Annotated in this window: 25 protein-coding genes and 1 tRNA gene; 15 read left to right on the top strand and 11 right to left on the bottom strand. The window is 63.9% G+C overall.

Translation table 11 applies throughout. The features are described from left to right. Nucleotides 1-82: 82 nt before the first annotated feature. Nucleotides 83-157 (bottom strand) — tRNA-Gln (locus ABC729_RS12485). Nucleotides 158-343: 186 nt separating this feature from the next. On the opposite strand from ABC729_RS12485, the gene ABC729_RS12490 reads away from it, so the two are divergent. Then, the gene (locus ABC729_RS12490) at nt 344-1,561 is read left to right on the top strand and encodes a peptidoglycan-binding protein (RefSeq protein ID WP_495607888.1); all 1,218 of its coding nucleotides are present in this window, start codon (nt 344-346) and stop codon (nt 1,559-1,561) included. 15 nt (nt 1,562-1,576) lie between these two features. Here the strand turns inward: ABC729_RS12490 and ABC729_RS12495 are convergent, their stop codons facing one another. The 5 genes from ABC729_RS12495 to ABC729_RS12515 all read right to left on the bottom strand — a co-directional run bounded on the left by ABC729_RS12495 (nt 1,577) and on the right by ABC729_RS12515 (nt 6,735). Next, on the bottom strand, nt 1,577-2,098 hold the full coding sequence (locus ABC729_RS12495; RefSeq protein ID WP_495607889.1) for a GNAT family N-acetyltransferase: 522 nt from the start codon (nt 2,096-2,098) through the stop codon (nt 1,577-1,579). A 116-nt stretch (nt 2,099-2,214) separates the two neighbouring features. After that, nucleotides 2,215-3,870: a long-chain fatty acid--CoA ligase gene (locus tag ABC729_RS12500; RefSeq protein ID WP_495607890.1), complete on the bottom strand. Its 1,656-nt coding sequence runs from the start codon at nt 3,868-3,870 to the stop codon at nt 2,215-2,217. Nucleotides 3,871-4,069: 199 nt separating this feature from the next. After that, complete coding sequence (motA, locus tag ABC729_RS12505; RefSeq protein ID WP_495607891.1) at nt 4,070-4,930, bottom strand: flagellar motor stator protein MotA; 861 nt, start codon at nt 4,928-4,930, stop codon at nt 4,070-4,072. A gap of 95 nt (nt 4,931-5,025) precedes the next feature. Then, nucleotides 5,026-6,147 (bottom strand): 3-dehydroquinate synthase, encoded by a 1,122-nt coding sequence (gene aroB, locus ABC729_RS12510; protein ID WP_495607892.1) that lies wholly within the window; start codon nt 6,145-6,147, stop codon nt 5,026-5,028. Nucleotides 6,148-6,174: 27 nt separating this feature from the next. After that, nucleotides 6,175-6,735: a shikimate kinase gene (locus ABC729_RS12515; protein WP_495607893.1), complete on the bottom strand. Its 561-nt coding sequence runs from the start codon at nt 6,733-6,735 to the stop codon at nt 6,175-6,177. A 260-nt stretch (nt 6,736-6,995) separates the two neighbouring features. Between ABC729_RS12515 and ABC729_RS12520 the strand changes: the two genes are divergently transcribed. From ABC729_RS12520 to ABC729_RS12535, 4 genes are read left to right on the top strand one after another with little or no spacing between them, the layout of a single operon-like run. Beyond that, entirely contained in the window at nt 6,996-7,133 is a 138-nt protein-coding gene (locus ABC729_RS12520) for a hypothetical protein (protein WP_416571282.1), read from the top strand. Next, the gene (locus ABC729_RS12525; RefSeq protein ID WP_495607894.1) at nt 7,117-8,868 is read left to right on the top strand and encodes a hypothetical protein; all 1,752 of its coding nucleotides are present in this window, start codon (nt 7,117-7,119) and stop codon (nt 8,866-8,868) included. The genes ABC729_RS12520 and ABC729_RS12525 overlap by 17 nt, the downstream gene beginning before the upstream one ends. A 5-nt stretch (nt 8,869-8,873) precedes the next feature. Beyond that, nucleotides 8,874-9,881, top strand: coding sequence for a site-specific tyrosine recombinase XerD (gene xerD / locus ABC729_RS12530; protein WP_495607895.1), 1,008 nt, complete (start codon nt 8,874-8,876; stop codon nt 9,879-9,881). Continuing rightward, the gene (locus tag ABC729_RS12535) at nt 9,878-10,387 is read left to right on the top strand and encodes a SixA phosphatase family protein (protein ID WP_495607896.1); all 510 of its coding nucleotides are present in this window, start codon (nt 9,878-9,880) and stop codon (nt 10,385-10,387) included. The genes xerD and ABC729_RS12535 overlap by 4 nt, the downstream gene beginning before the upstream one ends. Nucleotides 10,388-10,394: 7 nt before the next feature. On the opposite strand, the gene ABC729_RS12540 is transcribed toward ABC729_RS12535, so the two are convergent. Beyond that, nucleotides 10,395-11,555 carry a glycosyltransferase family 2 protein gene (locus ABC729_RS12540; protein WP_495607897.1) on the bottom strand — a complete coding sequence of 387 codons (1,161 nt, stop codon included), beginning with the start codon at nt 11,553-11,555 and terminating at the stop codon, nt 10,395-10,397. A 228-nt stretch (nt 11,556-11,783) separates the two neighbouring features. Beyond that, a complete protein-coding gene (gene aspS / locus ABC729_RS12545; protein WP_495607898.1) occupies nt 11,784-13,595 on the bottom strand; it encodes an aspartate--tRNA ligase in 1,812 nt (603 codons plus the stop codon). Between the two features lie 229 nt (nt 13,596-13,824). Here aspS and rnd point away from each other — a divergent pair, with 229 nt between their 5' ends. After that, a complete protein-coding gene (gene rnd, locus ABC729_RS12550) occupies nt 13,825-14,976 on the top strand; it encodes a ribonuclease D (protein WP_495607899.1) in 1,152 nt (383 codons plus the stop codon). A 29-nt stretch (nt 14,977-15,005) separates the two neighbouring features. On the opposite strand, the gene ABC729_RS12555 is transcribed toward rnd, so the two are convergent. Beyond that, nucleotides 15,006-15,680, bottom strand: a complete 675-nt coding sequence (locus ABC729_RS12555; RefSeq protein WP_495607900.1) for a DJ-1/PfpI family protein — start codon at nt 15,678-15,680, stop codon at nt 15,006-15,008. 86 nt (nt 15,681-15,766) lie between these two features. Here ABC729_RS12555 and ABC729_RS12560 point away from each other — a divergent pair, with 86 nt between their 5' ends. Further along, on the top strand, nt 15,767-16,711 hold the full coding sequence (locus tag ABC729_RS12560) for a GlxA family transcriptional regulator (protein WP_495607901.1): 945 nt from the start codon (nt 15,767-15,769) through the stop codon (nt 16,709-16,711). A gap of 91 nt (nt 16,712-16,802) precedes the next feature. Here ABC729_RS12560 and ndk read toward each other — a convergent pair whose 3' ends face one another. Further along, a complete protein-coding gene (gene ndk, locus ABC729_RS12565) occupies nt 16,803-17,225 on the bottom strand; it encodes a nucleoside-diphosphate kinase (protein WP_054166643.1) in 423 nt (140 codons plus the stop codon). Between the two features lie 250 nt (nt 17,226-17,475). On the opposite strand from ndk, the gene ABC729_RS12570 reads away from it, so the two are divergent. From ABC729_RS12570 to ABC729_RS12580, 3 genes are all read left to right on the top strand, one after another. Next, nucleotides 17,476-19,392, top strand: a complete 1,917-nt coding sequence (locus ABC729_RS12570) for an ABC-F family ATP-binding cassette domain-containing protein (protein WP_495607902.1) — start codon at nt 17,476-17,478, stop codon at nt 19,390-19,392. 113 nt (nt 19,393-19,505) lie between these two features. Then, entirely contained in the window at nt 19,506-20,102 is a 597-nt protein-coding gene (locus ABC729_RS12575) for a class I SAM-dependent methyltransferase (protein WP_495607903.1), read from the top strand. Nucleotides 20,103-20,186: 84 nt separating this feature from the next. Then, a complete protein-coding gene (locus tag ABC729_RS12580; protein ID WP_495607904.1) occupies nt 20,187-20,543 on the top strand; it encodes a hypothetical protein in 357 nt (118 codons plus the stop codon). Nucleotides 20,544-20,647: 104 nt separating this feature from the next. Here ABC729_RS12580 and ABC729_RS12585 read toward each other — a convergent pair whose 3' ends face one another. Next, nucleotides 20,648-21,436: a phasin family protein gene (locus ABC729_RS12585; protein ID WP_495607905.1), complete on the bottom strand. Its 789-nt coding sequence runs from the start codon at nt 21,434-21,436 to the stop codon at nt 20,648-20,650. Between the two features lie 326 nt (nt 21,437-21,762). On the opposite strand from ABC729_RS12585, the gene ABC729_RS12590 reads away from it, so the two are divergent. The 5 genes from ABC729_RS12590 to ABC729_RS12610 all read left to right on the top strand — a co-directional run bounded on the left by ABC729_RS12590 (nt 21,763) and on the right by ABC729_RS12610 (nt 26,464). Continuing rightward, entirely contained in the window at nt 21,763-22,494 is a 732-nt protein-coding gene (locus ABC729_RS12590; RefSeq protein WP_102112730.1) for a proteasome-type protease, read from the top strand. Nucleotides 22,495-22,743: 249 nt separating this feature from the next. Continuing rightward, nucleotides 22,744-23,202 (top strand): GNAT family N-acetyltransferase, encoded by a 459-nt coding sequence (locus tag ABC729_RS12595; RefSeq protein WP_495607906.1) that lies wholly within the window; start codon nt 22,744-22,746, stop codon nt 23,200-23,202. A gap of 282 nt (nt 23,203-23,484) precedes the next feature. Next, on the top strand, nt 23,485-24,567 hold the full coding sequence (locus ABC729_RS12600; protein ID WP_495607907.1) for an efflux RND transporter periplasmic adaptor subunit: 1,083 nt from the start codon (nt 23,485-23,487) through the stop codon (nt 24,565-24,567). Between the two features lie 56 nt (nt 24,568-24,623). Next, nucleotides 24,624-25,310: an ABC transporter ATP-binding protein gene (locus ABC729_RS12605; RefSeq protein WP_495607908.1), complete on the top strand. Its 687-nt coding sequence runs from the start codon at nt 24,624-24,626 to the stop codon at nt 25,308-25,310. Then, nucleotides 25,307-26,464: an ABC transporter permease gene (locus tag ABC729_RS12610; RefSeq protein ID WP_495607909.1), complete on the top strand. Its 1,158-nt coding sequence runs from the start codon at nt 25,307-25,309 to the stop codon at nt 26,462-26,464. The genes ABC729_RS12605 and ABC729_RS12610 overlap by 4 nt, the downstream gene beginning before the upstream one ends. Nucleotides 26,465-26,479 lie beyond the last annotated feature (15 nt).

The raw sequence follows: 26,479 nt of genomic DNA on the forward strand, positions 1-26,479 counted from the left end.
CATATATGCGGAAGAATGCATCGTCCAGCGGGCACGGCCCTGGCCGCCCGATCTGGCACACGGATTTCAAGGGAAGGAAGGGTGGCTGGGGCGCCAGGATTCGAACCTGGGAATGGCGGTACCAAAAACCGCTGCCTTACCGCTTGGCGACGCCCCAACACCGTCCCGTTCAACGGGCGGCGCGCACCATAGTCAGTTTGCCATCGCTGTGCAATAGGCTCGGCGATGCCCCTTGCGACGGCTGTGTCGTGGGGCTGGCGGACGCTGTCCATCGTGTTAATGTGCGCGATATACCCCTATCCCTTGTGGTTGAGAGACCGGCTCCGCGCCGGACAGATAAAGAATGCCGAAACACGCCGCCCGCCCCTTGCGCCGATTCGTACCCGCCCTGCTGGCCCCCCTGCTGCTGTCGGGTCTGACGCTTGCTCCCGCCTCAGCGCAGGAAATCAAGAAGCCGACGGTGCAGAAGCCGGTGAAGCCCACGGTGAAGAAGCCGGCCACCGCCGCGCCCAAACCGGCAGCCGCCCCAGCCAAGCCGCGCCGCAAGGCCGGTGCCGCCGTCGCGGGCGCTGCAGCGGCGGCAAGCGGGGCTGCGGCCCTGGCCGCCGGCACGCAGGTCCCCAGCCTGCTGCCGCCCAGCGCCAGTCCGGAACTGAAGGCCATGGAGGATCGGGCGCGACAGGGGGATGCCGATTCGCAGATGGCGCTGGCCGATGCCCTGACCTCCCAGACGCCGACCAATGTGCAGGATCTGCGCCGCGCCATTTACTGGTACGGGCAGGCGGCGGCCAAGGGCGATGCCGATGCCGCTTGGACCCTGGCGGAGCTGTTCCGCGGCGATATCGGCATTCCCGACGATATGGAACAGGCGGCCTCCTGGTACCGCAAAGCCGCCGAACTGGGTCATGCGGAGGCCGCCTTTGATCTGGGCCTGCTCTACACCGAAGGCTATGGGGTGGAGCGCGACACCGGGGAGGCGGCACGCTGGTTCCAGCAGGCGGCCGATGCCGGCGTCGCCCGCGCCCTTTACATGCTGGGCACCCTCTATGAACAGGGGGTGGATGGCGCGCCCGATCTGGATGCCGCCCGCGCCTGGTACGGGCAATCGGCGGAATCGGGCGATCCCGGTGCCCGCCAGGCCCTGCGCCGCCTGGATGCGGGGGGCCGCAATGTGGAGGTGGCGGAAGGCCCGCCGGCTGGCATGCTGGGCGGCCCGCCGGGCAGCGCCACCATCCGCCGCTCCACCACATCGGGCACCCTGCCCCCCGCTGCGGCGGATGATGAGGATGACGAGGACGGGGCCGCGCCGGCACAGGCCGGCAGGCAGGTCGCTGCCCTGATCAGCGGGGCCGCCGCCGGGGCCCGCGCCATCCCCGTCGATCAGGCGGGCGTGCGCGAGATTCAGACGCGCCTGATCAAGCTGGGGCTTCAGAAGGGCAAGGCCGACGGTTTCCTGGGCAAGCGGACGGTCGCGGCCATCCGCGCCTATCAGAAATCGGTGGGGCTGCCTGTGGATGGCAAGGCCAGCCAGACCCTGCTGCGTCGCCTGCGTCAGGGGTGACGGATCGGGGCCAAGTCAAACGGCCATGGCCATGCGGTGGGCGGGGCGTTCCATGACGATCTCGGTGCCTTCATCCCTGATCTGGACGAACCCCATGCGGGTCAGCAGGCGGCAGGCCCGGCTGTCATAGAACAGCCGGGTGCGGACCACCCGTTCACGGTCATCGGCCACCTGGGTCAGGGCGGTCAGCAGCCTTGTGCCCCGTCCCTGCCCGCGCAGGGATGGCAGGAACAGGAATTCCAGCAGCGCCACCGGCCCCTGTGGCGGCCAGTCCAGCGCCAGAAGGCCCGTGGTGCGAACCTCCTCCCCCACCAGCAGCAGGATGGCATCGGGATGGGCCCGCCGAAAGGCGTTGATCCGCCCCTCCACCTGGGCGGAGATCAGCACCGACCGGGCCGATGCCGGCACATCGGTCAGCATCTGCGCGGCATCGGCCCCGATGATCTGCCGCGTCAGGACGCGGTCGCCGGCATGGGCGACCCTCACCTGCATACCCTCAAGACGGCTGATCAGGGCGGCAACGGGGTCTGCATTCATGGTGCGGCCATCATGGGTTGTGTACCTTCCCCACGATAGCGCCCGAATACAGCGTACAGCCTGTGAATTTCTTCACGTTGCGCGACATATAAGGGTATTTAATCGCGCAACTGTATTTATTCTGCTGCCGCCCCCGTGCTGGGCAACGGATGGTTCAGGAACCGTTTGCGCAGTTCCGTCTTCAACAGCTTGCCCGTGGCCGAATGCGGCAGTTCCGATACGAAGACGATATCGTCGGGCAGCCACCATTTCGCCACCTCGCCTTCCAGATGCCGCATCAGCGACGCCTTGTCCGGCTCATGCCCGGCGCGCGGCACGATGACCAGCAGCGGCCGTTCGACCCAGCGCGGATGCGGCACGCCGACCACAGCCGCCTCCTGCACCGAGGGGTGGCCCATGGCGGCGTTTTCCAGGTCGATGGAGCTGATCCATTCGCCGCCCGATTTGATCACATCCTTGGCGCGATCCACGATGCTCATGGCCCCGTCCGCGCTGATCACCGATACGTCGCCGGTCTTGAACCAGCCATCGGGCGTGAAGGCGTTCTCATTGGCCTTGTCGTCCTTGTAATATCCCCGCGTGATCCAGGGGCCACGCACCACCAGCTCGCCATAGGAATGGCCGTCGCGCGGCTGATCCTTGCCGTCGGGACCGATGACCCGCATCTCCACACCATAGAGCGGGCGACCGGCCCGCAGCTTGGCATCATGCTGCTTTTCCACGGGCAAGGCGGCTTCGGCCTGCGACAGGGCGCCGACCGATCCGACGGGCGACAGTTCCGTCATGCCCCAGCCCTGGACGCAGGCCACGCCATGGGTCAACTCAAATTCCTCCAGCATGGCGCGCGGGAGGGCGGAACCACCGACCGTCACATTCTTCAGGCTGCTGAACTTCGCCCCCGTGGCGCGCATATGCGCCAGCAGGCCCAGCCATACCGTCGGCACGCCTGACGAGATGGTGACCTGTTCCTGTTCCATCAGTTCATAGACGCTTTTGCCGTCCAGCCGGGGGCCGGGCAGCACCATCTTGGCCCCGACGATGGCGGCGGAATAGGGGTAGCCCCAGGCATTGGCATGGAACAAAGGCACCACGACCAGGATGCTGGACGCCGCCCGCACATCCAGGCCCGGTGCCGTCAGCACGCCATAGGCATGCAGAACCGACGACCGGTGCGAATACAGCACGCCCTTGGGATTGCCCGTCGTACCCGAAGTGTAGCAGAGGCCGCAGGCCGTGTTCTCGTCGAACTCCTGCCAGTCATATTCATCCGGCTGATCCGCCAGCAGGGTCTCAAAGCAATGGAGATTGGGGATCACGCTGCTGGCCGGCATCAGTTCGGGCCGGGTCATCACTACCACGCCCTCCACCCCCTGGAAGGATGGCCACAGCTTTTCCACCAGCGGCACGAACATGGGATCGACGAACAGGAACCGATCCTCGGCATGGTTCACGATATAGGTGATCTGGTCGGGGAACAGGCGCGGATTGACCGTGTGGCAGACGGCACCGATCCCCGGCAGGGCGTAATACAGCTCCAGATGCCGATGATCATTCCAGGCCAGCGTGCCCACCCGGTCCCCCGGCTTCACGCCCAGCGCGTCCAGGGCATGGGCCAGCCGCGCCGTGCGGTGCCAGGCATCCTTCCAGGTATAATGGTGCGCCGTCTCCACCGCGAAGCGCGAGGTGATCACCTGATCGGCATAATTCTGCGCGGCATGGCGCAGCAGACCGATGATCATCAACGGGCGGTCCATCATCAAACCAGTGAGCATTCGGATCTTCCTCCCAAGCGTATCCGTTATTCCCGTGTTTCCCACGGTCTTGTTGGTCATAGCTTGGGGCTTTCCGCCGCCGGTTTCCAGAGGCATTTAAACGCTTGTTCCAAAATTTTCCGGTTGCGGAGACATACCGCACAGCAACAAAAAACCCGGCCGCCGTTGCCGGGGCCGGGTTTGTTGGGGCGCTCACCCTTTAAGTGATCTGAGACAGGATTTCTTCCAGCTCGTTGAAGTCGGGCATATATTCCGACGGCACCTTTTTTCGCGCCGCCTCAATCGAAACCTGCGGCGCGTATCCGCCCAGATGGGCCACGACCGCCGTCTTGATCACGCCATAGAACAGGCTGTCTTCCTCCGCGATGCCTTTCAGGCGCCCGGCAATGGGGGCGGCCAGACAATAGGCCAGGAAGATGCCCATGAAGGTGCCGACCAGCGCGCCGCCGATCAGCTTGCCCAGCACTTCCGGCGGTTCGGAAATCGACGCCATGGTCTTGATCACGCCCAGCACGGCGGCCACGATGCCCAGCGCCGGCAAGGCGTCGGCCAGACCCTGGATGGCATGGGACGAATGCTGGTCCTCATGCTTCATCTTGTCGATCTCGGCCTCCATCAGGCTTTCCATTTCCATCGGGTTATCGACACCGATGGAATACATGCGCAGATAGTCGGCGATGAACTTCACCGTCGTGTTGCTTTTCATCACGGCGGGATAGGCGTTGAAGATGTTGCTTTCCAGCGGCTTTTCGATGTGCTGCTCAATGGCCAGCACACCTTTGCTCTTCATGGTCTTGAGGATCTGATAGAGCAGGGACAGAAGCTCGATATATTCCTTTTTATGGAAGGGCGAGCCCGCGAAGATCTTCTTGATGTCCTTGCCCGACGCCTTGACCGTATGGGCGGAGTTGGTGATCAGGAAGGAGGAGATGCCCGACCCGCCAATGATCATGATCTCCTTGGGCAGGGCCTCAACAATGATGCCCATCTTGCCGCCGAAGATGACGTAACCGCCGAACACACAGAAAAACACGCCGACAAGGCCGATGATGGCGAACATGCGCTACCCCGGAATGGTGGGTCCCACCCTGGACCGATGGATGAAGGTAAACCAACGGCTTGGCAAAACCAACCGGATAGGGTTCAGGTGACCCCTTACGGCGTCAGCGACGCCGCCAGCACCGTCTTCACATCGTCCAGCGCCACATCGGCGCAGCGGAAGGACCTGCCGATGCCGCGCGCCAGGATGAAGGTGACGCGCCCATCCTTGACCTTCTTGTCCTTGGCCATATGCGCGGCCAGCTTTTCCGCCGTCCAGGTACCGCCGCCCAGATATGCGGCCGACACGGGCAGGCCGACCGACGACAGATGCGCCTTCACCCGCGTCAGATCCTCTGCCGGGCACAGGCCCATGCGCACCGACAGGTCAAAGGCCATGACCATGCCGATGGCCACCGACTCGCCATGCAGCAGGGCCGTGCCATACCCGGCTTCCGCCTCCAGCGCATGGCCGAACGTGTGCCCAAGGTTCAGCAACTCGCGCAGGCCGCCTTCGCGTTCATCCTTGGCCACGATATCGGCCTTGGCCTCGCACGATACCCGGATCGCCTCGGTCAGCAGGGCATCATCGCCATCGACCAGCGCTTGGCCATTGGCCTCCAGCCAGGTGAAGAAATCCGGCCGATCGATCAGCCCGTATTTCACCACCTCCGCGTACCCGGCCAGCACTTCGCGCTTCGGCAGGGTCTTCAGGCTGTCCGTGTCGGCCAGCACCAGGCGCGGCTGGTGGAAGGCACCGATTAGGTTCTTGCCATGGCGGCTGTTGATACCGGTCTTGCCGCCCACTGAACTGTCCACCTGGGACAGAAGCGTGGTCGGCACCTGGATGAAATCAATGCCGCGCAGGGCAATGGCCGCCGCAAAGCCGCCCAGATCACCCACGACCCCGCCGCCCAGCGCCACCAGGACCGTCTTGCGCTCAATCCCGCGTGACAGCAGGGCATCCATCACCTCGCCCAGCTTTTCCATATCCTTGCTGGCCTCGCCCGCCGGCACCACGATCGGGTCCAGCACCTTGGACCCGGCGGCGCGCAGACTGTCCAGCAGCGACGACAGGTGCAGCGCGGCCACGGCACTGTCGGTCAGCACCACCAGCGACCGGTTGCCCACCGCATCGCGGATCAGGGTGCCGGCGTCGCGGATCAGGCCCGGCCCGATATGAATGTCATAGGAACGGTCACCCAGGGCGACGGGGACGATGGTGCTCGGGCGGGTCATGGTCGGTTCCGGGTTTCGTCGGGTCGGTCAGGCAGCGCTGCTGCTGTCTTTATTGCCCAGCCATTGGCGCAGGGCGGCGATGACGCGGTCGGTGGTGACGTCGGGCGGGCTGTCGTCACTGTCCACGGTCAGGTCGGCCTGGGCATAGACGGGGTAGCGGAGGTCCATCAGCCGGCCCAGAACCGCGCGCGGGTCGCCCTGGCGCAGCAGGGGCCGGTGGTCGCGCCGCGCGGTGCGGTGGACCAGCAGGTCCAGATCGGCGCGCAGCCAGATGGAAATGCCATAGTCGCGGATGGTCTGGCGCGTCGCTTCATCCATAAAGGCACCGCCACCCGTGGACAGGACCTGCACCGGCTGGTCCAGCAGGCGGGCGATGACGCGGCGTTCGCCGTCGCGGAACCCCGTCTCCCCGAACCGGTCAAAGATTTCCTGGATGGTACAACCGGCCGCCCGCTCGATCTCATGATCAGCATCGACGAAGGGCAGGCCCAGCTTGGCGGCCAGGCGCTTGCCGATGCTGGTCTTGCCGGCCCCCATCAGGCCGATCAGCACCAGTGTCTTGGGGATGGGCAGCACCGTCACGGACATGGGCTCCAAGGTCCAGCTTGCCGGCAGTCCCGGACGGGGGACAACCGGAATGGCGGATGGTGGCGTGATTGCCAGCCCATGGCGCGGGCGCTATGGTGCGGAGCAAGGCCACCGGAACGGACGTTTCCATAGCACGAGGGGGTGGGGTCACCCAACCCTGGGAGCCAAGGGAAAAGCGGAGCCGGCACTGGTCACCGACGCATGGCTGGACCATCTATCCATGCGACTGCCTGTCAATTCGGTTCGGGACATTGTTTTCCATGAGCATGCTGGTGAAGATTCTGCTGCTGGTCGTTGTGCTTGTCGGTGTCGGCGGTTTCGCCGTGCTGGCCAGCGTCGATCTGCCCGCCCCCTCGCAGCCGGTGGAACGGGTGATCCCGAATGACCGTTTCAAGTGACCGGTGCCGCCGGCTGGGCGGAATAGCGGCTCTGGGTCTGGCGCTGCTGGCCGGCACTGCCCTGGCGCAGCAGGGGGAGCCTGTACCCTCCATCCCCACTGGCGCACCGGTTTCCCTGTTCCCGCCAGCGGCCACGACGTCGGCTGCGGAACCGTCGCCCACCGCCGACGCGGCCATTCCCGATGCCGCCGCCCCCTCGCCCGCCGACGCCCGCTCGCCCAAGGGCGTGATGGTGGAGGAATTGAAGGCGCAGGACCCGGAACTGGCCGGCACGCTCGGTCCCGACAATGGTGGCCTGACGCCCGACCTGTGGCACGGTCTGCCCCGCGCCGATGTGGAGGCGCTGGTGGCCGGCATCCCCGCCGGCCTGACCAGCCCGGCCCTGCGCGCCATAACCCGTGGCCTGCTGCTGACCAGTGCGGATGGGCTGGGCGCGGGGGAGAAGACCCGCGACTTCGCGGCCCTGCGGACCGAGGCGCTGTTGCGCATCGGTGATGCCGACGGGGCCGATGCGCTGCGCAATGTCGCCCCCGCCATCCTGGAAGATGAAGGGGCGGCACTGGCCTGGCTGGAAATGCGCTTCTTCGCGGGCGACCGGCAATCGGCCTGCGATCAGGTGCCGGGCCTGCTATCGCGGTTTCAGCATCCCGTCTGGCAGAAATGGCAGATCGTCTGCCAGGTCGCCAATGGCCAGACGGACGGTGTCTTCCTTGGCCTGGACCTGATGCGCGAACAGGGCGACAAGGACGACCTGTTCGCGCGGCTGGCCGAAGGGGCGGCCAACGCCGTGAAGACGCCGGTGAAGGGTGTCCTGGAACCGACCCCCACTCAAATGGCCCTGATCCTGGTGTCTGGCCGACCCTTCCCGCCGGAAACCAAGATTACCGGCCCCGGCCCGCTGGCCGCCTTGGCGCGGCTGTCCACCCTGTCGGTGCCGCAGCGTCTGGCCGCCGCCGAACGCGCCGTCGCCCTGGGCGGGCTGGATGGTTCCGGCCTTCTGTCGGTCTATGAGGCGGTGGCCGATGCCGATCCCAAGGCCCTGACTATCGCCGCCGCCAAGAAGCCCACACCCCTGTTGCGGGCACAGGTGCTGAAGGCCCTGCGCGCCGAACCCGTACCCGCCGCCAAGGCCGGGCTGTTCAAGGTGGCGATGCTGGCCAGTTCCACCGAACAGCAGGCGGGCCCCTACGGCGCCCTGCTGCTGGAGGAGGCGCGGCAATTCCGCCTGACGGTCGGTTTCGCCTCCATCGCCCCGCTGGTGGCCCGCCTGCACCTGATGCAGGGGGAGACGACGGCCGCCGGCCCCTGGGTCAATCTGGCGCGGGAGGATTTCAACGCCTCCAAGGATGAAGGCGCCTTTGCCCGCCTCTGGCCGCTGGCCGCCGCCCATGGCTTGCTGCGGGAAGGGGATTTCGACCGCGCCCGCTGGGTCCGCGACCTGGGCGGCGACGCCGCCCGCGACAAGGCGGAAGAGGTGCTGATCCTGCTGACCGCCCTGCATGGCGGCAAGGATGCGCCCCTGCCGCCCCTGGCCGATGGCGGCGCGCCACCGGGTCAGGTGAAGGGTGCTGTCCTGCTGGATGCCGTCACGGCGCTGGGCAGTGACGGGGCCGTGGGTACGCCGGCCTTCGATCTTGCCAACATCCTGACCGACCTGAACCGCGCCGGCCTGTCGGATCAGGCCCGCCGCATCGGGGCAGAGGCGATTGCCGGCCTGCTGCGGCCAGGGGCGTAAGAAGGATGGCGGGGGCAGCAGCGACAGCAACGGCCAAGGCGCGGCCAGGACGGCCCCGGAAGGCCCCTGCCCTGCCCCCGCCCTGGGTCGATGCCTTTCTGGACATGATGGTGGCCGAACGCGCCGCCAGCCCCAACACGCGCGACGCCTATCGCCGTGACCTGACGGATGTGGCCTCCTTCCTGACCCAGACGAAACGGCCCGGCCTGGATCAGGCCAGTAGCGATGATTTGCGCGCCTATCTGGACCATCTGGCCGCCACGCGGGTGAAGGAGGCCTCGGCGGCAAAGACGGTGGCCCGCCGCCTGTCCGCCCTGCGCCAGTATTACAAATTCCTGGTGTCGGAGGGGCACCGGGCCGAAGACCCGGCCAGCGTTCTGGACACGCCCAAGCAGGGCCGGTCCCTGCCCAAGATCCTGTCGGAAGCCGATGTTTCCGCCATGCTGGCCGCCGCTGCCCGCCTGGGCGCGCCGGAGGGGCGACGGCTGAATGCCCTGCTGGAGGTGCTGTACGCCACGGGCCTGCGCGTGTCGGAACTGGTGGGCCTGCCCATGAACGCCGTAACCCGCGATGCCCGCGCCCTGATCGTGCGCGGCAAGGGCGGCAAGGAACGGCTGGTGCCCCTGTCGGCCCCGGCCCGCGACGCCATCGCCGCCTACCTGCCCGACCGGCCCTATTTCATGACCAAGGGGCGGGAGGGCAAGCAACAGGCCTATCTGTTCCCGTCGCGCGCCACCGCCGGCGTCCTGACCCGGCAGCGTTTCGGGCAATTGCTGAAGGAACTGGCCATCCGGGCCGGGCTGGACCCTGCCAAGGTCAGCCCCCATGTCCTGCGCCATTGCTTCGCCACCCACCTTCTGGACCATGGGGCCGACCTGCGCTCGGTCCAGAAGATGCTGGGCCATGCCGATATCGGCACGACGCAGATTTACACCCATGTCGTGGGTGAGCGGCTGAAACAGACGGTGGAGATGCACCATCCCCTGTCGGGCAAACGAAAGGCAAAGGCATGATCCGTCTCGTCGCCGCATTGGCCCTGACCGTCGCGCTATCCCTGCCATCCCTGGCGCAGGAGGTGGTGCTGGTCCGCCACGCGGAGAAATCGACGGAGACAGACCCCGGCCTGACGCCGGCGGGACAGGCCCGGGCCCAGAGCCTAGCCGACCTGCTGCGCGCCACCCCGCCCACCATGATCCTGACCAGCCAAGCCCGCCGCACCCGCGACACCGCAGCACCCACGGCGGCAGCCCTGGGCATCACGCCAGAGGTGGTGCCCATCCCGCCCGGCGACATCCCGACGCATGTGAAGCAGCTCACCGACAAGCTGGCGACCCTGAAACCGGGTCAGGTGGCGTTGGTGGTTGGTCACTCCAATACGGTCCCCGCCCTTATCAAGGCCGTGGGCGGCCCACCCGTCCCCGACCTGCCGGAATGCGCCTTTGGCCGGCTGTACCGGTGGGATGTGGTGGAGAAGACGCTGCGGATTGAGCGGTATGGGGCGGAGAGCGACTGTCCCTGACGCTCCCTCACCGGGGCATGACCGCCGCGATCAACTTTACCGCTTCCGCGACATTCGTGATGCCGCAGGACATACCGTCGATGGCGATCCTGGTGCATTTCCCGCTTTGATCATATTGCGGGCCTTGCTCCGCCACGCGCTCCACATCGGTGAACAGGTTGGGCGGGAAGGGGATGTCCGACATGTCGATCCCGTAGCGCCGGGCGACCCGCTTCACCTCTTCAACCAGAACCTCATACCCTCCGGACGATCTATTGACCGACTGCACTGCGGATAAGGCATAATGACGATAGTTGAAGGCCACATCCTCCCATTCCGGGAACAAGACAGATTTGGCGTGGGAAAACACCTCCACCATGATCGACATTGGCAGATACACTTTCTCCATATCGCCGAACTGGGCCGGGGCCTGGGCGACAGGTTCGTCATAACAACGATCCAGCACCTCCTTGCCGCCAAGATCAAAACCAATCAGGCCGCCGCCATTAGAGGTGCGGGAAATGCCCCTGACCCCCAGGGGGCGGGAGAATTCGTGGATATATTGTGAAAAATAGCAATTCACGAAGCCGGTGAAAAAATCGGGGACACGGTGGGCGAAATACATCCCCAGTTTTTCTTTACACTTCTCAATGATCGATCGATGGACAAAGCTGCTGTAAATATTTGGATTGAAGTACGGACTCCGGGTGAAAGCCATCGCCTCGCGCAATGTGGCGCGTGCATCGTAACAAACGACATCCTTCGAGGAATGGGGCGACGCCACAAGTATCCGCCCCCGCAGCCATGGCGCTAACGCCTGAGGCCAGTAATAGTAGTGCCAACCAAAGTTAAGCACCTTGGTCTCTGGTGACCGCAGGATAAGGTCCGCGTAGGCAAGGGCGTCAGGCATCAGCGCGTCATCATCACCCAAAGCAATGATGAACTCGCCCTTGCACACATCAAGACCACGCTCCCAGTTCTCCGACATGCAGAGAACCTCCGTGCTCTTGACCTCTATAATCTTACTTGATTCAAATGATTGTATAATCCGCGTCGTTTCTGGATTCGACCCATTATTTGCGACAACAATTTCATAGTCGGTAAAAACTTGCCCAAGAACCGTCTGTATTGTGGGGCCAATCGTATCAGGCCTGTTAAGCGTCGGAATCAATACAGAAAATTTTGGCATTATCAGACACCACAATGGGAATAAGCGAGAAGCATCATTTTTCGGCCCCCAGTTTCTGTCAAGGAGGGATTAATAGCCCGTCCAAAGAATGTAAATGGGGCATGGTTTTTCAGTTTTATTTCAGCGTCTCCCAAGCCCACCCGCATGGCCCTCATGGAAAATGACAGACAAAAGGCCCGGAAATCCATGATTTCCGGGCCTTGAGCATAAGCCTTCACGGCAATGAGATCACTCCGCCGTCGTGATCTTCGGCTTGGGCAGGTCCAGCTTGATATGTAGTTCCTTCAGCCGGTCCGGCGTTGTGGCGTTGGGGGCCTGCATCAGCAGATCTTCGGCGCGCTGGTTCAGCGGGAAGACAATGACCTCGCGAATGTTCGGCTCGTCGGCCAGCAGCATGACCATGCGGTCGATACCGGGGGCCGAACCACCGTGCGGCGGGGCGCCCAGCTTGAAGGCCGACAGCATGCCGCCGAACTTGGCTTCCAGGACCTCCGGCGGGTAACCGGCGATCTCGAACGCCTTGTACATGATTTCCGGCTTGTGATTACGGATGGCGCCGGACGACAGCTCAACACCGTTACAGACGATGTCGTACTGATAGGCGTTGATGGTCAGCGGGTCCTGGTTCAGCAGCGCGTCCAGCCCGCCCTGCGGCATGGAGAACGGGTTGTGGCTGAAATCGATCTTCTTGCGCTCTTCGTCATATTCGAACATCGGGAAATCGACGATCCAGCAGAACTTGTAGGTGTCCTTCTCGATCAGGTCCAATTCCTCACCGATCTTGGTGCGGGCCAGACCGGCCAGCTTGGCAGCGGGGCCGACCTGATCGCAGACGAAGAAGACGGCATCGCCATCCTTCAGGCCAACAACCTCCCGAAGGGCTGCCTGCGCTGCTTCCGGCACGAACTTGGCGATGGGGCCCTTGCCGCCGGCGGCCTCAAACAGGATATAGCCCAAGCCCGGCGCACCCAGGCCACGGGCCCAGTCGTTCAGCTTGTCAAAGAAGCTGCGCGGACGGTCGCTGACCGAGGGTGCCCGGATGGCGCGAACCACACCGCCCTTCTCGATCACGCCCTTGAAGGCCTTGAACTCCACATCGTCGCGCTTGAACACCTCGGTCACGTCGGTGATGACGAGCGGGTTGCGCAGGTCCGGCTTGTCATTGCCGTATTTCAGCATGGATTCAGCGTAGGGGATGCGCACGAACGGGTAGGGCGACACGGTGCGCTTCGTGCCCGTGAAGCCGCTGAATTCCTCAAAAATCCCGTGGATCACCGGCTCGATGGCGGCGAACACGTCTTCCTGGGTGACGAAGCTCATCTCGAAATCGAGCTGATAGAACTCACCCGGCGAACGATCCGCACGGCTGTCTTCATCACGGAAGCAAGGCGCGATCTGGAAATAGCGGTCAAAGCCCGACACCATCAGCAGCTGCTTGAACTGCTGCGGCGCCTGCGGCAGGGCGTAGAACTTACCGGGATGGTTGCGGCTCGGCACCAGGAAGTCGCGGGCACCTTCCGGGCTGCTGGCGGTCAGGATCGGGGTCTGGAACTCCACGAAACCCTGGTCGATCATGCGGCGGCGGGCCGACGCAATGACGTTGGAGCGCAGAAGAATGTTCTTCTGCATCTTCTCCCGGCGCAGGTCCAGGAAGCGGTAGCGCAGGCGCAGTTCCTCGCCGGCATCCTGCTCGCTATTGACCTGAAGCGGCAGCGGGTCGGCGGCCGACTGCACCGACACGTCGCGCACCACCACTTCGATATGGCCGGTGGGCAGGTTCTCGTTCACGGTCTCACCCGTGCGGGCCACCACTTCACCGGTGATGGTCACCACCGATTCCAGGCGCAGACTTTCCAGCACCTTGAAATGCGGGGACGAGGTATCGACGACCAGCTGCGTGATGCCGAAATGGTCGCGCAGATCGACGAACAGCAGCTGCCCATGGTCGCGCTTGCGGTTGATCCAGCCGGACAGGCGGACGGTCTGACCGGCATGGTCCAGGCGGAGCTGGCCACAATTATGCGAGCGATAGGCGTGCATGGCGGATCGATCCCAAATGCAAACAGGCAACAGAAAGGGGACACCGGCGGCAAAGCCTCCGGCACGAAGTGCGCACACCACACCGGACGGGCATGGCTTGTCAAGGCCGGCAAGCGCGGGACAGCCCCGGCATGGGCGGGATTCAGGCGCGGAAAACCGGTCTGCGCATGCCGGCCCGACGGATATCCGCATTCGACAGGGGAAGCGTGCTGTTGTATCACATCCGGCCATGAGCTTGATCACCACCACCGACGCCCTGTCCGCCTTCATTGCCCGTGTCCGTGACGCCGAGTACGTCACCGTCGATACGGAATTCATGCGGGAAAAAACCTACTGGCCCGAACTGTGCCTGGTACAGGTGGCCGGCCCCAATGAGGCCGCCGCCATTGACCCGCTGGCCCCCGGCATCGACCTGTCGCCGCTGTATGAGCTGCTGGCCGACCCGAAGGTGCTGAAGGTTTTCCACGCGGCCCGCCAGGACCTGGAAATCTTCGTGAACCTGACGGGTCAGGTGCCGGCTCCGCTGTTCGATACGCAGGTCGCGGCCATGGTCTGCGGCTTTGGCGACTCGGTCGGGTATGAGACGCTGATCACCAAGCTGACGCCGGCCCGCATCGATAAATCCAGCCGCTTCACCGACTGGTCGCACCGGCCCCTGACCGACCGGCAGCTGCAATATGCCCTGTCCGACGTCACGCATCTGCGCCCGGCCTATGAGAAAATCCGCGCCAAGCTGACCCGAACGGGGCGCGAGGCGTGGCTGGCCGATGAAATGGCCATCCTGACCGATGCCGCCACATACCGGACGGAACCGGAAGATGCCTGGAAGCGTCTGAAGGTGCGGACCGAAAAGCCGCGCTTCCTGGCCATCCTGAAAGAGGTCGCCGCCTGGCGGGAGCGGGAGGCGCAGCGCAAGAACCTGCCGCGCAACCGCGTGCTGCGGGATGAGGCGCTGATGGAAATCGCCGCCCACGCGCCCAGCAATGTCGATGATCTGGGCCGCACGCGCGGCCTGGGTGCCGGCACGGCGCAGGGCCGGTATGGCACGGAAATCCTGGCCGCCATCAAGACGGCCCAGGCCATCCCCGACAGCGCCCTGCCGCGCGCCGAACCGCGCATGGAGCCGGCCCCCGGCATCGCCCCCATTGTGGAGCTGCTGCGCGTGCTGCTGAAAATGGTCTGCGACGATAATGACGTGGCCAGCCGCCTTGTCGCCAACGCCGCCGATCTGGAAGCCATCGCCGGCGACGACAAGGCCGATGTCGATGCCCTGAAGGGCTGGCGCCGCGACCTGTTCGGTGACGCCGCCCTGCGCCTGAAGCAGGGCAAGTTGGCCCTGGCCATCGCCGGCAAGAAGGTGAAGATCGTCGATCTGGGTTGATCGACCGTCGCGCCACCCGGCACTGACACCTATGTAACCACCACCCCGCGCAGCAGCACCTCGCGTTCACGACGCGACGTGGCCATGCGCTGTTGTGCCATGGCCACGATGGGTGCGCTGACAAGGCTGGGCAGGCCCGCCGCAAAGGGTGGCGCGGGGGCATATTCCAGGGCAAGCTGGACCGTTTCCGCCTCATCCCGACCCAGCAGTTCGGCAATCACGGTAAGGCCGAAATCAATGCCGGAGGTGACACCCCCTGCGGTGATCAGGTTGCCGTCCCGGACCACCCGTTCCGCCGTGGGGATGGCCCCGAAACAATCCAGAAAATCCATGGCGTTCCAATGCGTGGCCGCCCGCCGGCCTGCCAGAAGCCCCGCCTGACCCAGCACCAGCGCGCCGGTACAGACCGAGGTGACGAAACGGGCCGTGCGCGCCTGGGCCTGGATAAAGGTCAGCGTATCCCGGTCCCGCAGCAGGGCATTGACCCCACCGCCGCCGGGCACACAGATGACATCATAGGCGGGGGCATCGGCAAAGATCATGTCCGGGATCAACCATAGTCCCGTCGATGACCGCACCGGTTCCCGGTTCTTCCAGACCAGATCGACCTTGGTGTCGCGGGCCGATGCAAACACTTCGTAAGGGCCGGTAAGGTCCAGCTGCTGAACATTGGGGAAACAGATAATTCCGATATGCAGGGTCACGATCCATCCTCCGCCTTGACCTGTTCAGCATGGCAGGAAATGCTTTGGCCGGAATGCCAATTATCCCCCTGTTTCGGCCAATCCCCATGCCCCGTTCCGTTGAGATCCTGCTGTTCCCCGATGCCCAGCTTTTGGATGCGACCGGGCCCGCCCAGGTCTTTGCATCCGCCAACGAGGTGTCGGGCCAACCGCTTTACAGCGTCGCCCTGGTGGCGGAACAGCCGATGATCCGCAGCCATGCCGGGATCATGCTGGGCTGTGAGGTCCTGACCCCGGATCGCCCGGCCCCCGACACCGCCATCATTGTTGGTGGCTGCGGGGTGAATGCCGCCTGTACCCGTCCCGCCCTGACCACCTGGGCCCGGCACTGCGCGCAGCAGTCGCGGCGGCTGGCATCGGTATGCAGCGGGGCATTCCTGCTGGCCGAGGCCGGACTGCTGACGGGGCGGCGGGCCGTCACCCATTGGCATCGCTGTGACGAGTTTGCCCAGCGGTTCCCACAGGTGCGGCTGGAACGCGATCCCATCTATCTGCGCGACGGGCATATCTGGACATCGGCGGGGGTGACCGCCGGAATTGATCTGGCCCTGGCAATGGTGGAGGAGGATCAGGGCCGCGCCCTGGCCCTGGCCGTGGCGCGGGAACTTGTTGTGTTCCTGAAACGACCGGGTGGGCAATCACAGTTCAGCGCACCATTGACGCTGCAAGCCACCGATGACCGCTTTGCTGACCTGCATGCCTGGATTTCCGCCAACCTCACCCGCCCGCTGACGTTGGACATATTGGCCGATCAGGCGGGCATGAGCCTGCGATCCTTTGCCCGCCATTACCGGCAGCGGACAGGGCACACACCGGCAGAGGCGGTGGAACTGATCCGGCTGGAACGGGCTAAGGGCTGTCTTGAGGCCGGTGCCTCGGTCGATGCAACGGCGCGCCGCTGCGGGTTTGGCACGGCAGAAACCATGCGGCGGATTTTTCTGCGTCGCATGGGTGTGGGGCCCAGGGAATGGCAGAAACATTTCTGCCAGTGATCGCCGTACCCCAAAAGAAAAACCGCCGAGGTTTCCCCCGGCGGTTTTCTTCAGATGCGCGTTCCTGTCGGAACCGTCAATCGGGGCTGGATCAGCCGACGATTTCGGTGCCGGCGAAGAAGTAGGCGATCTCGATCTTGGCGTTGTCCAGGCTGTCGGAGCCATGGACGGAGTTCGCTTCGATGCTCTCGGCGAAGTCCTTGCGGATCGTGCCAGCAGCGGCGTTGGCCGGGTTGGTGGCGCCCATGATCTCGCGGTTGCGAGCCACAGCGTTCTCACCTTCCAGAACCTGCACGACCACCGGGCCGGAGATCATGAAGGACACCAGCTCGCCGAAGAACGGACGCTCGCGGTGCACGTCATAGAACTGCTCGGCCTGCTGCTTGGACAGCCAGACGCGCTTCTGGGCAACGATGCGCAGGCCGGCTTCTTCGAAGCGGGCATTGATCTTGCCGGTCAGGTTGCGGCGGGTCGCGTCGGGCTTGACGATCGACAGCGTCCGTTCGACAGCCATGGGTATCTCCATAAGACATAGGCTTGAAACTGCGGCGGCTTATACAGGGGGTCCCGGTCCGCTGCAACGCCGAATCCGGCGGGCCATGTATGCGTCCCGCTTCTGCGCTTTGTTGTGCATTCTCCCTCAAACGCCGGGCACCGCCATCCGGCGGCTTGGCTTTCGCGGACACGCGCCCGCGGGCCAGCCGTCGCTGGCCTCCAAGGGCCATGTTCCATGACCCTTGGTATTATGGTAAGGGGCGGACATCATGCTGCAGATCACCGACCTCACCTATCGCGTCGCCGGCCGCCTGTTACTGGACCAGGCCTCCGTCACCATTCCTGCCGGGCACCGTGTGGCGCTGGTGGGCCGGAACGGCACGGGCAAATCCACCCTGCTGCGCCTGATCGCGGGGGAGGTGCAGGCCGATGCCGGTTCCATCACCTTGCCCACCGGCCTGAAGATGGGCTGGGTAAAGCAGGAGGCACCGGGCAGCGAGATGTCGCTGATCGATGCCGTGCTGGCCGCCGATACCGAGCGCACCGCGCTGATGGCAGAAGCGGAGACGGCGACCGACCCCCTGCGCATCGCGGAAATCCATCACCGCCTGTCCGATATCCAGGCCCATTCCGCAGAGGCGCGCGCCGCCCGCATCCTGTCGGGCCTGGGCTTTGATGCCGACGCACAACGACGCCCGTGCAGCGATTTCTCCGGCGGCTGGCGCATGCGCGTGGCGCTGGCCGGGGTGCTGTTCGCCGAGCCCGATCTGCTGCTGCTGGACGAACCGACCAACCATCTGGATCTGGAAGCCACGCTGTGGCTGGAGGAATATCTCCGCAACTATCCGCACACGATGCTGATCGTCAGCCATGATCGCGGCCTGCTGAACCGCGTGCCGACCAGCGTGGTGCATCTGGATCAGTTGAAGCTGACCGCCTACGGCGGCAACTACGATCAGTTCGTGCAGGTCCGCTCCATGCGCATGGAACATGCCAAGGCCATGGCCGCCAAGCAGGATGCCCAGCGCGCGCATTTGCAGGCCTTCGTGGACCGTTTCCGGTACAAGGCCAGCAAGGCCACCCAGGCGCAGAGCAAACTAAAGGCGATTGAACGGCTGGGTCCCCGCATCCAGGTCATTGACGACACGCCTGTCAATTTCAACTTCCCCTCGCCCGACGAACTGGCCCCGCCGCTGATCCGGCTGGATAATGTGTCGGTGGGCTACGGCGACCGGGTTGTGCTGAAACGCCTGGGCCTGCGCATCGATGCTGATGATCGCATCGCGCTGCTGGGGGCCAACGGCAATGGCAAGTCGACGCTGGTCAAGCTGCTGGCCGGTCGGCTGGGTACCATGGGCGGGGAGATGTTCCGTTCTTCCAAGCTGCGCGTCGGGTACTTCGCACAGCATCAGTCGGATGAGCTGAACCTGAACTGGACCGCCCTGCAACAGATGCAGGCCGTGATGCCACCGGGCACGCTGGAGGGGCAGGCGCGGTCCCATCTGGGCCGGTTCGGTTTCACCCAGCCCAAGGCCGATACCAAGATCGGCAGCCTGTCGGGCGGGGAAAAAGCCAAGCTGCTGCTGGCCATGATGACGCGCGACGCGCCGCATATCCTGATGCTGGACGAACCGACCAACCATCTGGATATCGACAGTCGCGAGGCGCTGGTGGAGGCGCTGAACGAATATGAGGGCGCGGTCATCGTCATCAGCCACGATCCGCATCTGGTCGAACTGACCGCTGATCGCCTGTGGCTGGTCAATGACGGCACCTGCAAGCCGTTCGAGGGTGATCTGGAGGATTACAAACGCCTGCTTCTGGAGAAAAGCCGGGCCGAACGGGCCGCCGCCGCCGGGGTTGGCGGGGGTGCTTCCGCCGACAAGTCCGGCGGGCGCGATGCCCGCAAGGAGGAACGCCGGGCAGCGGCGGAATTGCGTCAGCAACTGGCCCCCCTGCGCCGCCAGATCGAGGGGCTGGAAAAGAAGATGGCCACCCTGACCAAGCGCAAGACAGAGCTGGAGGCCAAACTGGCCGATCCCAAGCTTTATGAAGGCCCATCGGACAAGGTGTCGAAGTTGCAGATTGAACTGGGTTCCGTTGCCAACGATCTGGAAGGCGTGGAAATGGAATGGCTGGACCTGTCCGAACAGATGGAAACGGCGCTGGCGGCGGGCGGGGCATAGGCCCACATACAATCGGGTGCGGCGACACATCCCAGGTTTGTCATGGGGCCGTCGTTGCAATGCGGCAATGGGCATGCCATGTCTGAAGCCGGTATCACCGTCAGGTTGACAGAATGATCCATCGCCACGCCACGGTCCGCACGCATAATGACGCCAGCGCCGCCTGGCTGTTCTTCAGGCGCTGGCTGGCCAATCCGTTGAGCATGGCGTCCATCACCCCCTCGGCCCCGTCCCTGTCGCGCTTGATGGCCGAGCAGATCACGCGCGGGCCGGAAGAAGTGGTGGTGGAATTCGGCGGCGGCACGGGTGCCGTCACCCGCGCCATCCTGGAAGCCGGCGTTCCCGCCGATAAGCTCTATACCGTCGAACGCGACCCCGAACTGGCGGATTATCTGCGCCGGCACTATCCCGGCATCCATGTGCTGGAAGGCGACGTGGCCGATATCCGCGCCATGCTGCCCAATAATGTAAAGGGCAAGGTGGGTACGGTCCTGGTCTGCCTGCCCATGATCCTGATCCCGGCAGAGGATCAGGGCCGTATCGTGGACGCGATCTTCGACATCATGCCGCCGGGCCGCGCCTTCTATTCCTATACCTATTCCGCTCGTTCCCCGGTAAAGCGCCGCGCCCTGGGCCTGAAGGGTCGCCGCGTCGGCTTCACCATCGCCAACATCCCACCGGCCAGCGTGTGGAGGTTCTGGCGGGAGTAGGCCGGCCTATAAATTTTTATCTTCCAGTACAATTAAAAATCTGCAAATATTATCACGAAATCACGCAAAAAGGAATGCGCCAATATGAACTTCTATATCGGATGTTACACTAACGACAACAATAGCGTTGATTATATCATATGCTGGGAAAGCACATTTTTTGCTGGTTGCTTTTCTGGACGTTACGGAAGCATAAAAGACGCACTAGAAGTATTAGGCGATTTTTTGAAATCAAATTACAAAGAAATTGATAGAGAAGTTGAAGATGTTACAGTGAATAATAAAAAAATTTCTGAATTCAGCTACTATGATACGAAACAACGTGAAGTCAAAATTGACGAAATCAATTTTATCGAACACGCAGATGGCGACCTGCATGGACAGCTCCAGTACTTCATAGATAGGATTATAGAAGAGCAAAGTCGGCACAAGCCGAAATGATAAATAGAGTTTCCACTTCTGCAAATATACATCTTTTAGAAACGCAAAACGGGGTGCCGTTTCCGACACCCCGTTCATAACTTCAAAGCCTGTCAGGCGCCTTATCAGGCGGCCTTCAGCTTCGACAGCTTTTCGACCGTCGCGTTGACGCGGGCGGTGATCGGCTCGGCGGCCTCGTTGGCGACCTTGATGCCGGCTTCGGAGACCTTGGTGGCCTCGGCGACGATGGCGTCGAAGGAGGACTTGGCGAATTCGGTCTGCAGGTCCACCAGTTCCTTCACCGACTTGACGGCGAACAGGGCCTTGGTGGTCGCAACCGACTGCTCATACTGGGCCTGGGTGAAGGCGGCGATTTCCTTCGACAGGGCTTCAAAGCCCTTGGTCAGGATCGTGGAGGAAGCAACGATTGCCTCCACATTCTCCTTCTGGAAGCCGACGACATCTTCGAACGTGGCGAAAACCTGCTTGCTCATCTTTTCCACCTTTTCCTTGGTAAGGGCGACAGCCTGGACAATTTCAGTGGCTGCGGGTGCAGCCGGGGACACGGTGGCCGTCGCTTCCGGGATCGGGGCGGCGGCGGGGGCGGCCTTGGCAGCCGCCGGTTTCACTCGGCTGGATGCCACCGGCTTCGCGGCGGCCTCCGGGGCCGGGGCCTCGGGCGCCTTGACCACCGGGGTCTCTGCGGCCACAGGCGTCGGCGCGGGTTCGGCGGGGGCGGTCTTCACCTCCTCCACCGCATGCGCGACAACCGGGGCCGGCGTTTCGACCGCCACGGCGGCGGGGGCCACGGGGGCCTCTGTAATCTTTTCAACCGGCGGAACCACCGCAGGCTTCGCAACGACTTTCTTGGGCGTCGTGCCAGCCACGGGACCCTTCGGCGTGCGGGTTGCCATATGCCATCTCCTTCGCGCTCTGTCGTTGCCGGTCCGCTGGTGCAGCCCCGGCACCGGTCGCCGCCTTGTCATCCGGGTCTGGCCTGCTGGCCGGGACCGGGTGTGCTGCAACGCAGCATGTGGATAGATATATCGGCGCGATGGAGAGGAGTCAAGGCGCTTTTGTGCAGTGCAACACGACAATTGCGTGTCCATTCGGATAGGACCGGCGCAGCGTCGGCGCATGCCTTCCCGTCGCGGCGGGGATGTCCGCTTTTTGGTTTCGCGGCCCGGTTGAGCGTGACAGGATGCCGCCCCTTCCGCATCGCAACCGGAGCCGCTGGCCAATGACCTATTGTCTGGGCATCAAGATCAAGGACGGGCTGATTGCCCTGGCCGATGGCCGCATCACCGCCGGAACCCAGGTGACGGCAGCGCGCAAGGTCACCTTGATGAAGAACGGCAAGGAACAGTTCTTCGTCATGACCTCGGGCCTGCGTTCCGTCCGCGACAAGACGCTGGCCTATCTGCGCCGGGAAATGGCGGACAAGAAGGCCAAGCCCTTCCCCACCATGCTGGACGCCGCCAACGCCTTCGCCCGCTGCCTGCGCACGGTCGCCAAGGAGGATAAGGAGGCGCTGGAGGCGTCGAACCTGAAGTTCAACCTGCACGCCATCATCGGCGGACAGCTGTCCAAGGATGAGGAACCGACCATGTTCCTGATCTACCCGGAGGGCAACTGGATCGAGGTGGATGAGCGCACGCCCTATCTCTCCATCGGCGCCACCACCTATGGCAAGCCGATCCTGGACCGCGCGCTGAAGCATGAGACGACCATGACCATGGCGTTGAAGCTGGCCTACCTGTCCTTTGACAGCACGCGCTATTCATCCGCCGATGTCGGCTATCCCATCGATGTGCTGACCTACCATCCGTCCGACCGCAAATGGCGGGAGGATCAATTCGACTATGATCATTTGGTCGAACAGCGCCATTGGTGGAACAAGCACATCACCGATCTGGCCAACCGTCTGCCCAATGGCCCCTGGATGGACACGCTGCTGCCCGATCAGAAGTAGGACCGGTCGGGTCGACAGCCGATTCGCCGCCCCGCCATCCCTCTCGCCTTATGCCGGCGACAGGAATGGCGGCGGGAAGCGCTTCCCATATCGCGGGAGCCATCAGCGCTTGCATACCCCCATGTGCATGGATTGGTGCCTGGGCGCATCCAGGGCCATAACCACGCCATGAACGTGTATAGGTCTTGAATCTGGACACGCGAAAAGCGTAAATTCGCTACCAAACATAGTTAACAAGGGCCCGTGGCTGTGGCGGATTTCAGCATTGCTCCCCCCGTACCGGGGGATGAAGCGGACTGGCGCCGGAACTGGGCCACTTACCTGACACGCTATCACGTCACTGTCGATGCGCTGACCACGGATATCGTCTGGGCGCGCCTGCTGGACCCCACTTCGTCGATGCGCGGCCTGATCGCGCGGGATGGTGCGGGGGCGGGCATCGGCTTCTGTCATCTGATCCTGCATGACAATGCCTGGTCACTGCGTCCCTTCTGCAATCTGGAAGACATGTTCGTCGTCGCGGATCATCGCCGCCGGGGCGTGGGCCGTGCCATGTTGCAGCGGATTTTAACCATGGCACAGGAAAATGCCTGGGCACGTCTTTACTGGACCACGGGCAAGGGCAACCTGCCGGCCCGTGGCCTGTATGACAGTGTAACGGGCGGTGCCGACCAGATGGTGCAATACACGGTCAAGCTCCTTGTCTGATCCTTGACTGATGCTTGTTTCACCCCCTGCCCGTCAGCAGGGATGACGATTCTCGACAGCGCTGTCGTTCCCCTTTGGTTCGCCCGGTAACCATGTTAGGGTCGTGGCTGCCGGAAGGGTCGGGGGGGCCTGTCCGGCGGGGAGGTCCGTTTCACGAAGGCGCGAACCCGTTTCGCGTAATCTTCCGTGAAAAGACCGCCCCCTTTACCGATATCGAAGCCGCCCCACCCTTATCGCCACGCCGCCCGTCGGCGGGGAATGTCTGGATGCTGGACGGAAAAGATGACCGATAAACGTGACCTGCTGCGCTCCCTGACCATCGACCGCCCGGCGGAAATGCCGGCGGCGGGCATGGCCCCGCCCCGTTCCGGCCTGCCCGGCTGGGTAAAGGGCGTGGGCGCGGTGGCCCTGCTGGCTGCGGGCGTTGCGGGTGGCGTCTATGGCCCGGCCCTGCTGGGTGGCAAGGAAGAAACCGCCGCCCCGGCCAAGGTTGCGGCGACGGGCGCGCAGGCCCCGGCAAGCGGCGGCGCCTCGGCCGCCACGCCGGCCGCCCCCACTGCTGCCACGCCGCGCCCCACCAATACCCTGGTGGCGTCCGGCTATATCGTGGCGCGGCGTACCGCCACCGTATCCGCCGAAATCACGGGCCGGGTACAGGATGTCCTGGTGGATGAGGGCATGGTGGTGACCAAGGGTCAGGAACTGGCCCGTCTGGACGCCACCCTGGCCGGCATCGACCTGGAACTGTCCAAGGCGCGCGTCGCCTCAGCCCAGGCGCAGATCGAAGGCTTCTCCGCCGACCTGCGCGACGCGGAACGCGTGCTGGCCCGCACCGCATCGCTGTCCAAGGCGTCCAACGCGTCAGAGGCGGAACTGACCCGCGCCCAGGCCCGCGCCGAAACCCTGCGGGCCCAGCTGAAGGGGGCCAGGGCCGATCTGGAGATCGCGCGCATTTCCGTGGCGCGGCAGACGGAAACCGTGGACCGCCACATCGTGCGCGCGCCCTTCAACGGCGTCGTGATCGACAAGAATGCGCAGCCGGGGGAAATCATCTCCCCCATGTCGTCGGGCGGCTTCACCCGTACCGGCGTCTGCACCCTGGTCGATATGGACAGCCTGGAGGTGGAGGTGGATGTGAACGAGGCCAATATCGGCCGCGTCCGCGCCGGCCAGAAGGTGGAGGCAGTGCTGGACGCCTATCCCGACTGGAAAATCCCGGCCAGCGTCATCGCCGTGGTACCCCGCGCCAACCGCGACAAGGCGACCATCAAGGTGCGTATCAAGCTGGAACAGCGCGATGGCCGGGTGCTGCCCGATATGGGCGCGAAGGTCACGTTCCTGGACGCGCGTCCGGCGGGCAACTGACCCAAATCATCACTATCCAACCGGCTTCGGGAATGGCCGGCAACTGGGGGAAGATTATGACGGCATTGATCAGCATTCAGGGTGGGGCCAAGCGCTTTGTGAAGGGGCGTGAGACCATCACCATCTTCGACCATCTGGACATGACCATCGAGGCGGGCGACTTCATCGCCATCATGGGCCCCTCCGGCTCCGGCAAGACGACGCTCTTGAACTTGCTGGGCGGGATCGACCGCGCCACCTCCGGCAGCATCACCTTTGCCGGTCAGCGCCTGGACCAGATGAGCGAGGGGCAGCTGTCGGCCTGGCGGGCCGCCAATGTCGGCTTCATCTTCCAGTTCTACAATCTGATGCCGGCCCTGAACGCCGCCCGTAACGTGGAACTGCCCCTGCTGCTGACCAGCCTGGGCAGTGGCGAACGACGCAAGCGGGTGGAAACGGCGCTGCAGATCGTGGGTCTGGCCGAACGGGCCAAGCATTTCCCCCGCGAAATGTCGGGCGGTCAGCAGCAGCGCGTGGCCATTGCCCGCGCCATCGTGGCCGATCCGAAGATGCTGCTCTGTGACGAGCCGACGGGCGATCTGGACCGCAAGACAGCGGATGAGATCCTGTCCATGCTCCAGCTTTTGAACAAGGAAATGGGCAAGACCATCATCATGGTCACCCATGATCCGGAGGCCGCGCGCTATGCCAACCGCGTGCTGCATCTGGACAAGGGCCGCTTTGTCGAACAGGTGGCCGCATGACCGACTTCTCCTTGATCCTGGCCAATCTGTTCAGCCGGAAGCTGCGCGCGATCCTGATGCTGGTGGCGATCTTCTTCGCCTTCCTGATCTTCGGCGTGCTGGCGGGCGTACAGAACGGCTTCAACAGCATCGGCGGCGGGGCGGGTGAAACCCGGCTGGTCACCATCAACAAGATCAACTTCACCCAGCCCCTGCCCGTCGCCTATGTCGAACGTGTCCGCGGCGTGAACGGGGTGGCGCGCGCCACCTATGCCAACTGGTTCGGCGGCTATTATCAGGATGGCAAGAATCAGGTCGTGACCTTCGCCATCGACCCGGAATTCTATCTGGATATCTTTGCCAGCGAATTCTCCCTGACGCCGGAAGAACGCGCGGCCTTCATGGCCGACCGCACCGGCCTGCTGGTGGGGCGCAAGACGGCGGAGCAGCAGGGATGGAAGCTGGGCGACCGTATCCCCCTCTCCTCCAATATCTATACCAACAAGAATACCGGCAAGCAGACCTGGGACTTCACCATTGTCGGTATCCTGGAACCAGCGCGGGAGGAGGCGGGTACCAATGTCGTCTTCTTCCACCACGCCTATTTCAACGAATCGGTGACCTTCGGTCAGGATACGGTTGGCTGGATCGTCATCGAAACCACCGACAAGGCCCTGAATACCGCCGTGTCGAAGGCGGTTGACGAGATGTTCGCCAACTCCCCCGCCGAAACGGCGACTGATACGGAAAAGGCCTTCAACCAGGCCTTCGTGGGTCAGCTGGGCAACATCACCCTGATCGTAACGCTGGTGGTGGGGGCGGCCTTCGTCACCATCCTGATGATCGTGGGCAACACCATGGTCATGGCCGTGCGCGAGCGGACGAAGGAGATCGGCGTGATGAAGACGCTGGGCTTCCCGTCGGGGCGCATCTTCAAGATGGTGCTGGGTGAATCGCTGATGCTGGCCCTGCTGGGCGGGCTTCCGGCCCTGGGCGTGGCGGCCGTGCTGTTGCAGATGATGCGCAAGAGCGTGGGCTTTCCGGGTCTTGCCCTGTCGGCGGACTTCGTGGCGCTGGGCATCGCCATCATGCTGGGCCTGGGCCTCCTGACCGGGATCATCCCGGCCTGGAACGCGCTTCGCCTTAATATCGTGACCGCGCTCGGTCGGCAGTAAGGGCAGGGGGCAAGG

The sequence above is a fragment of the Niveispirillum sp. CC-CTL257 genome (assembly GCF_059489915.1).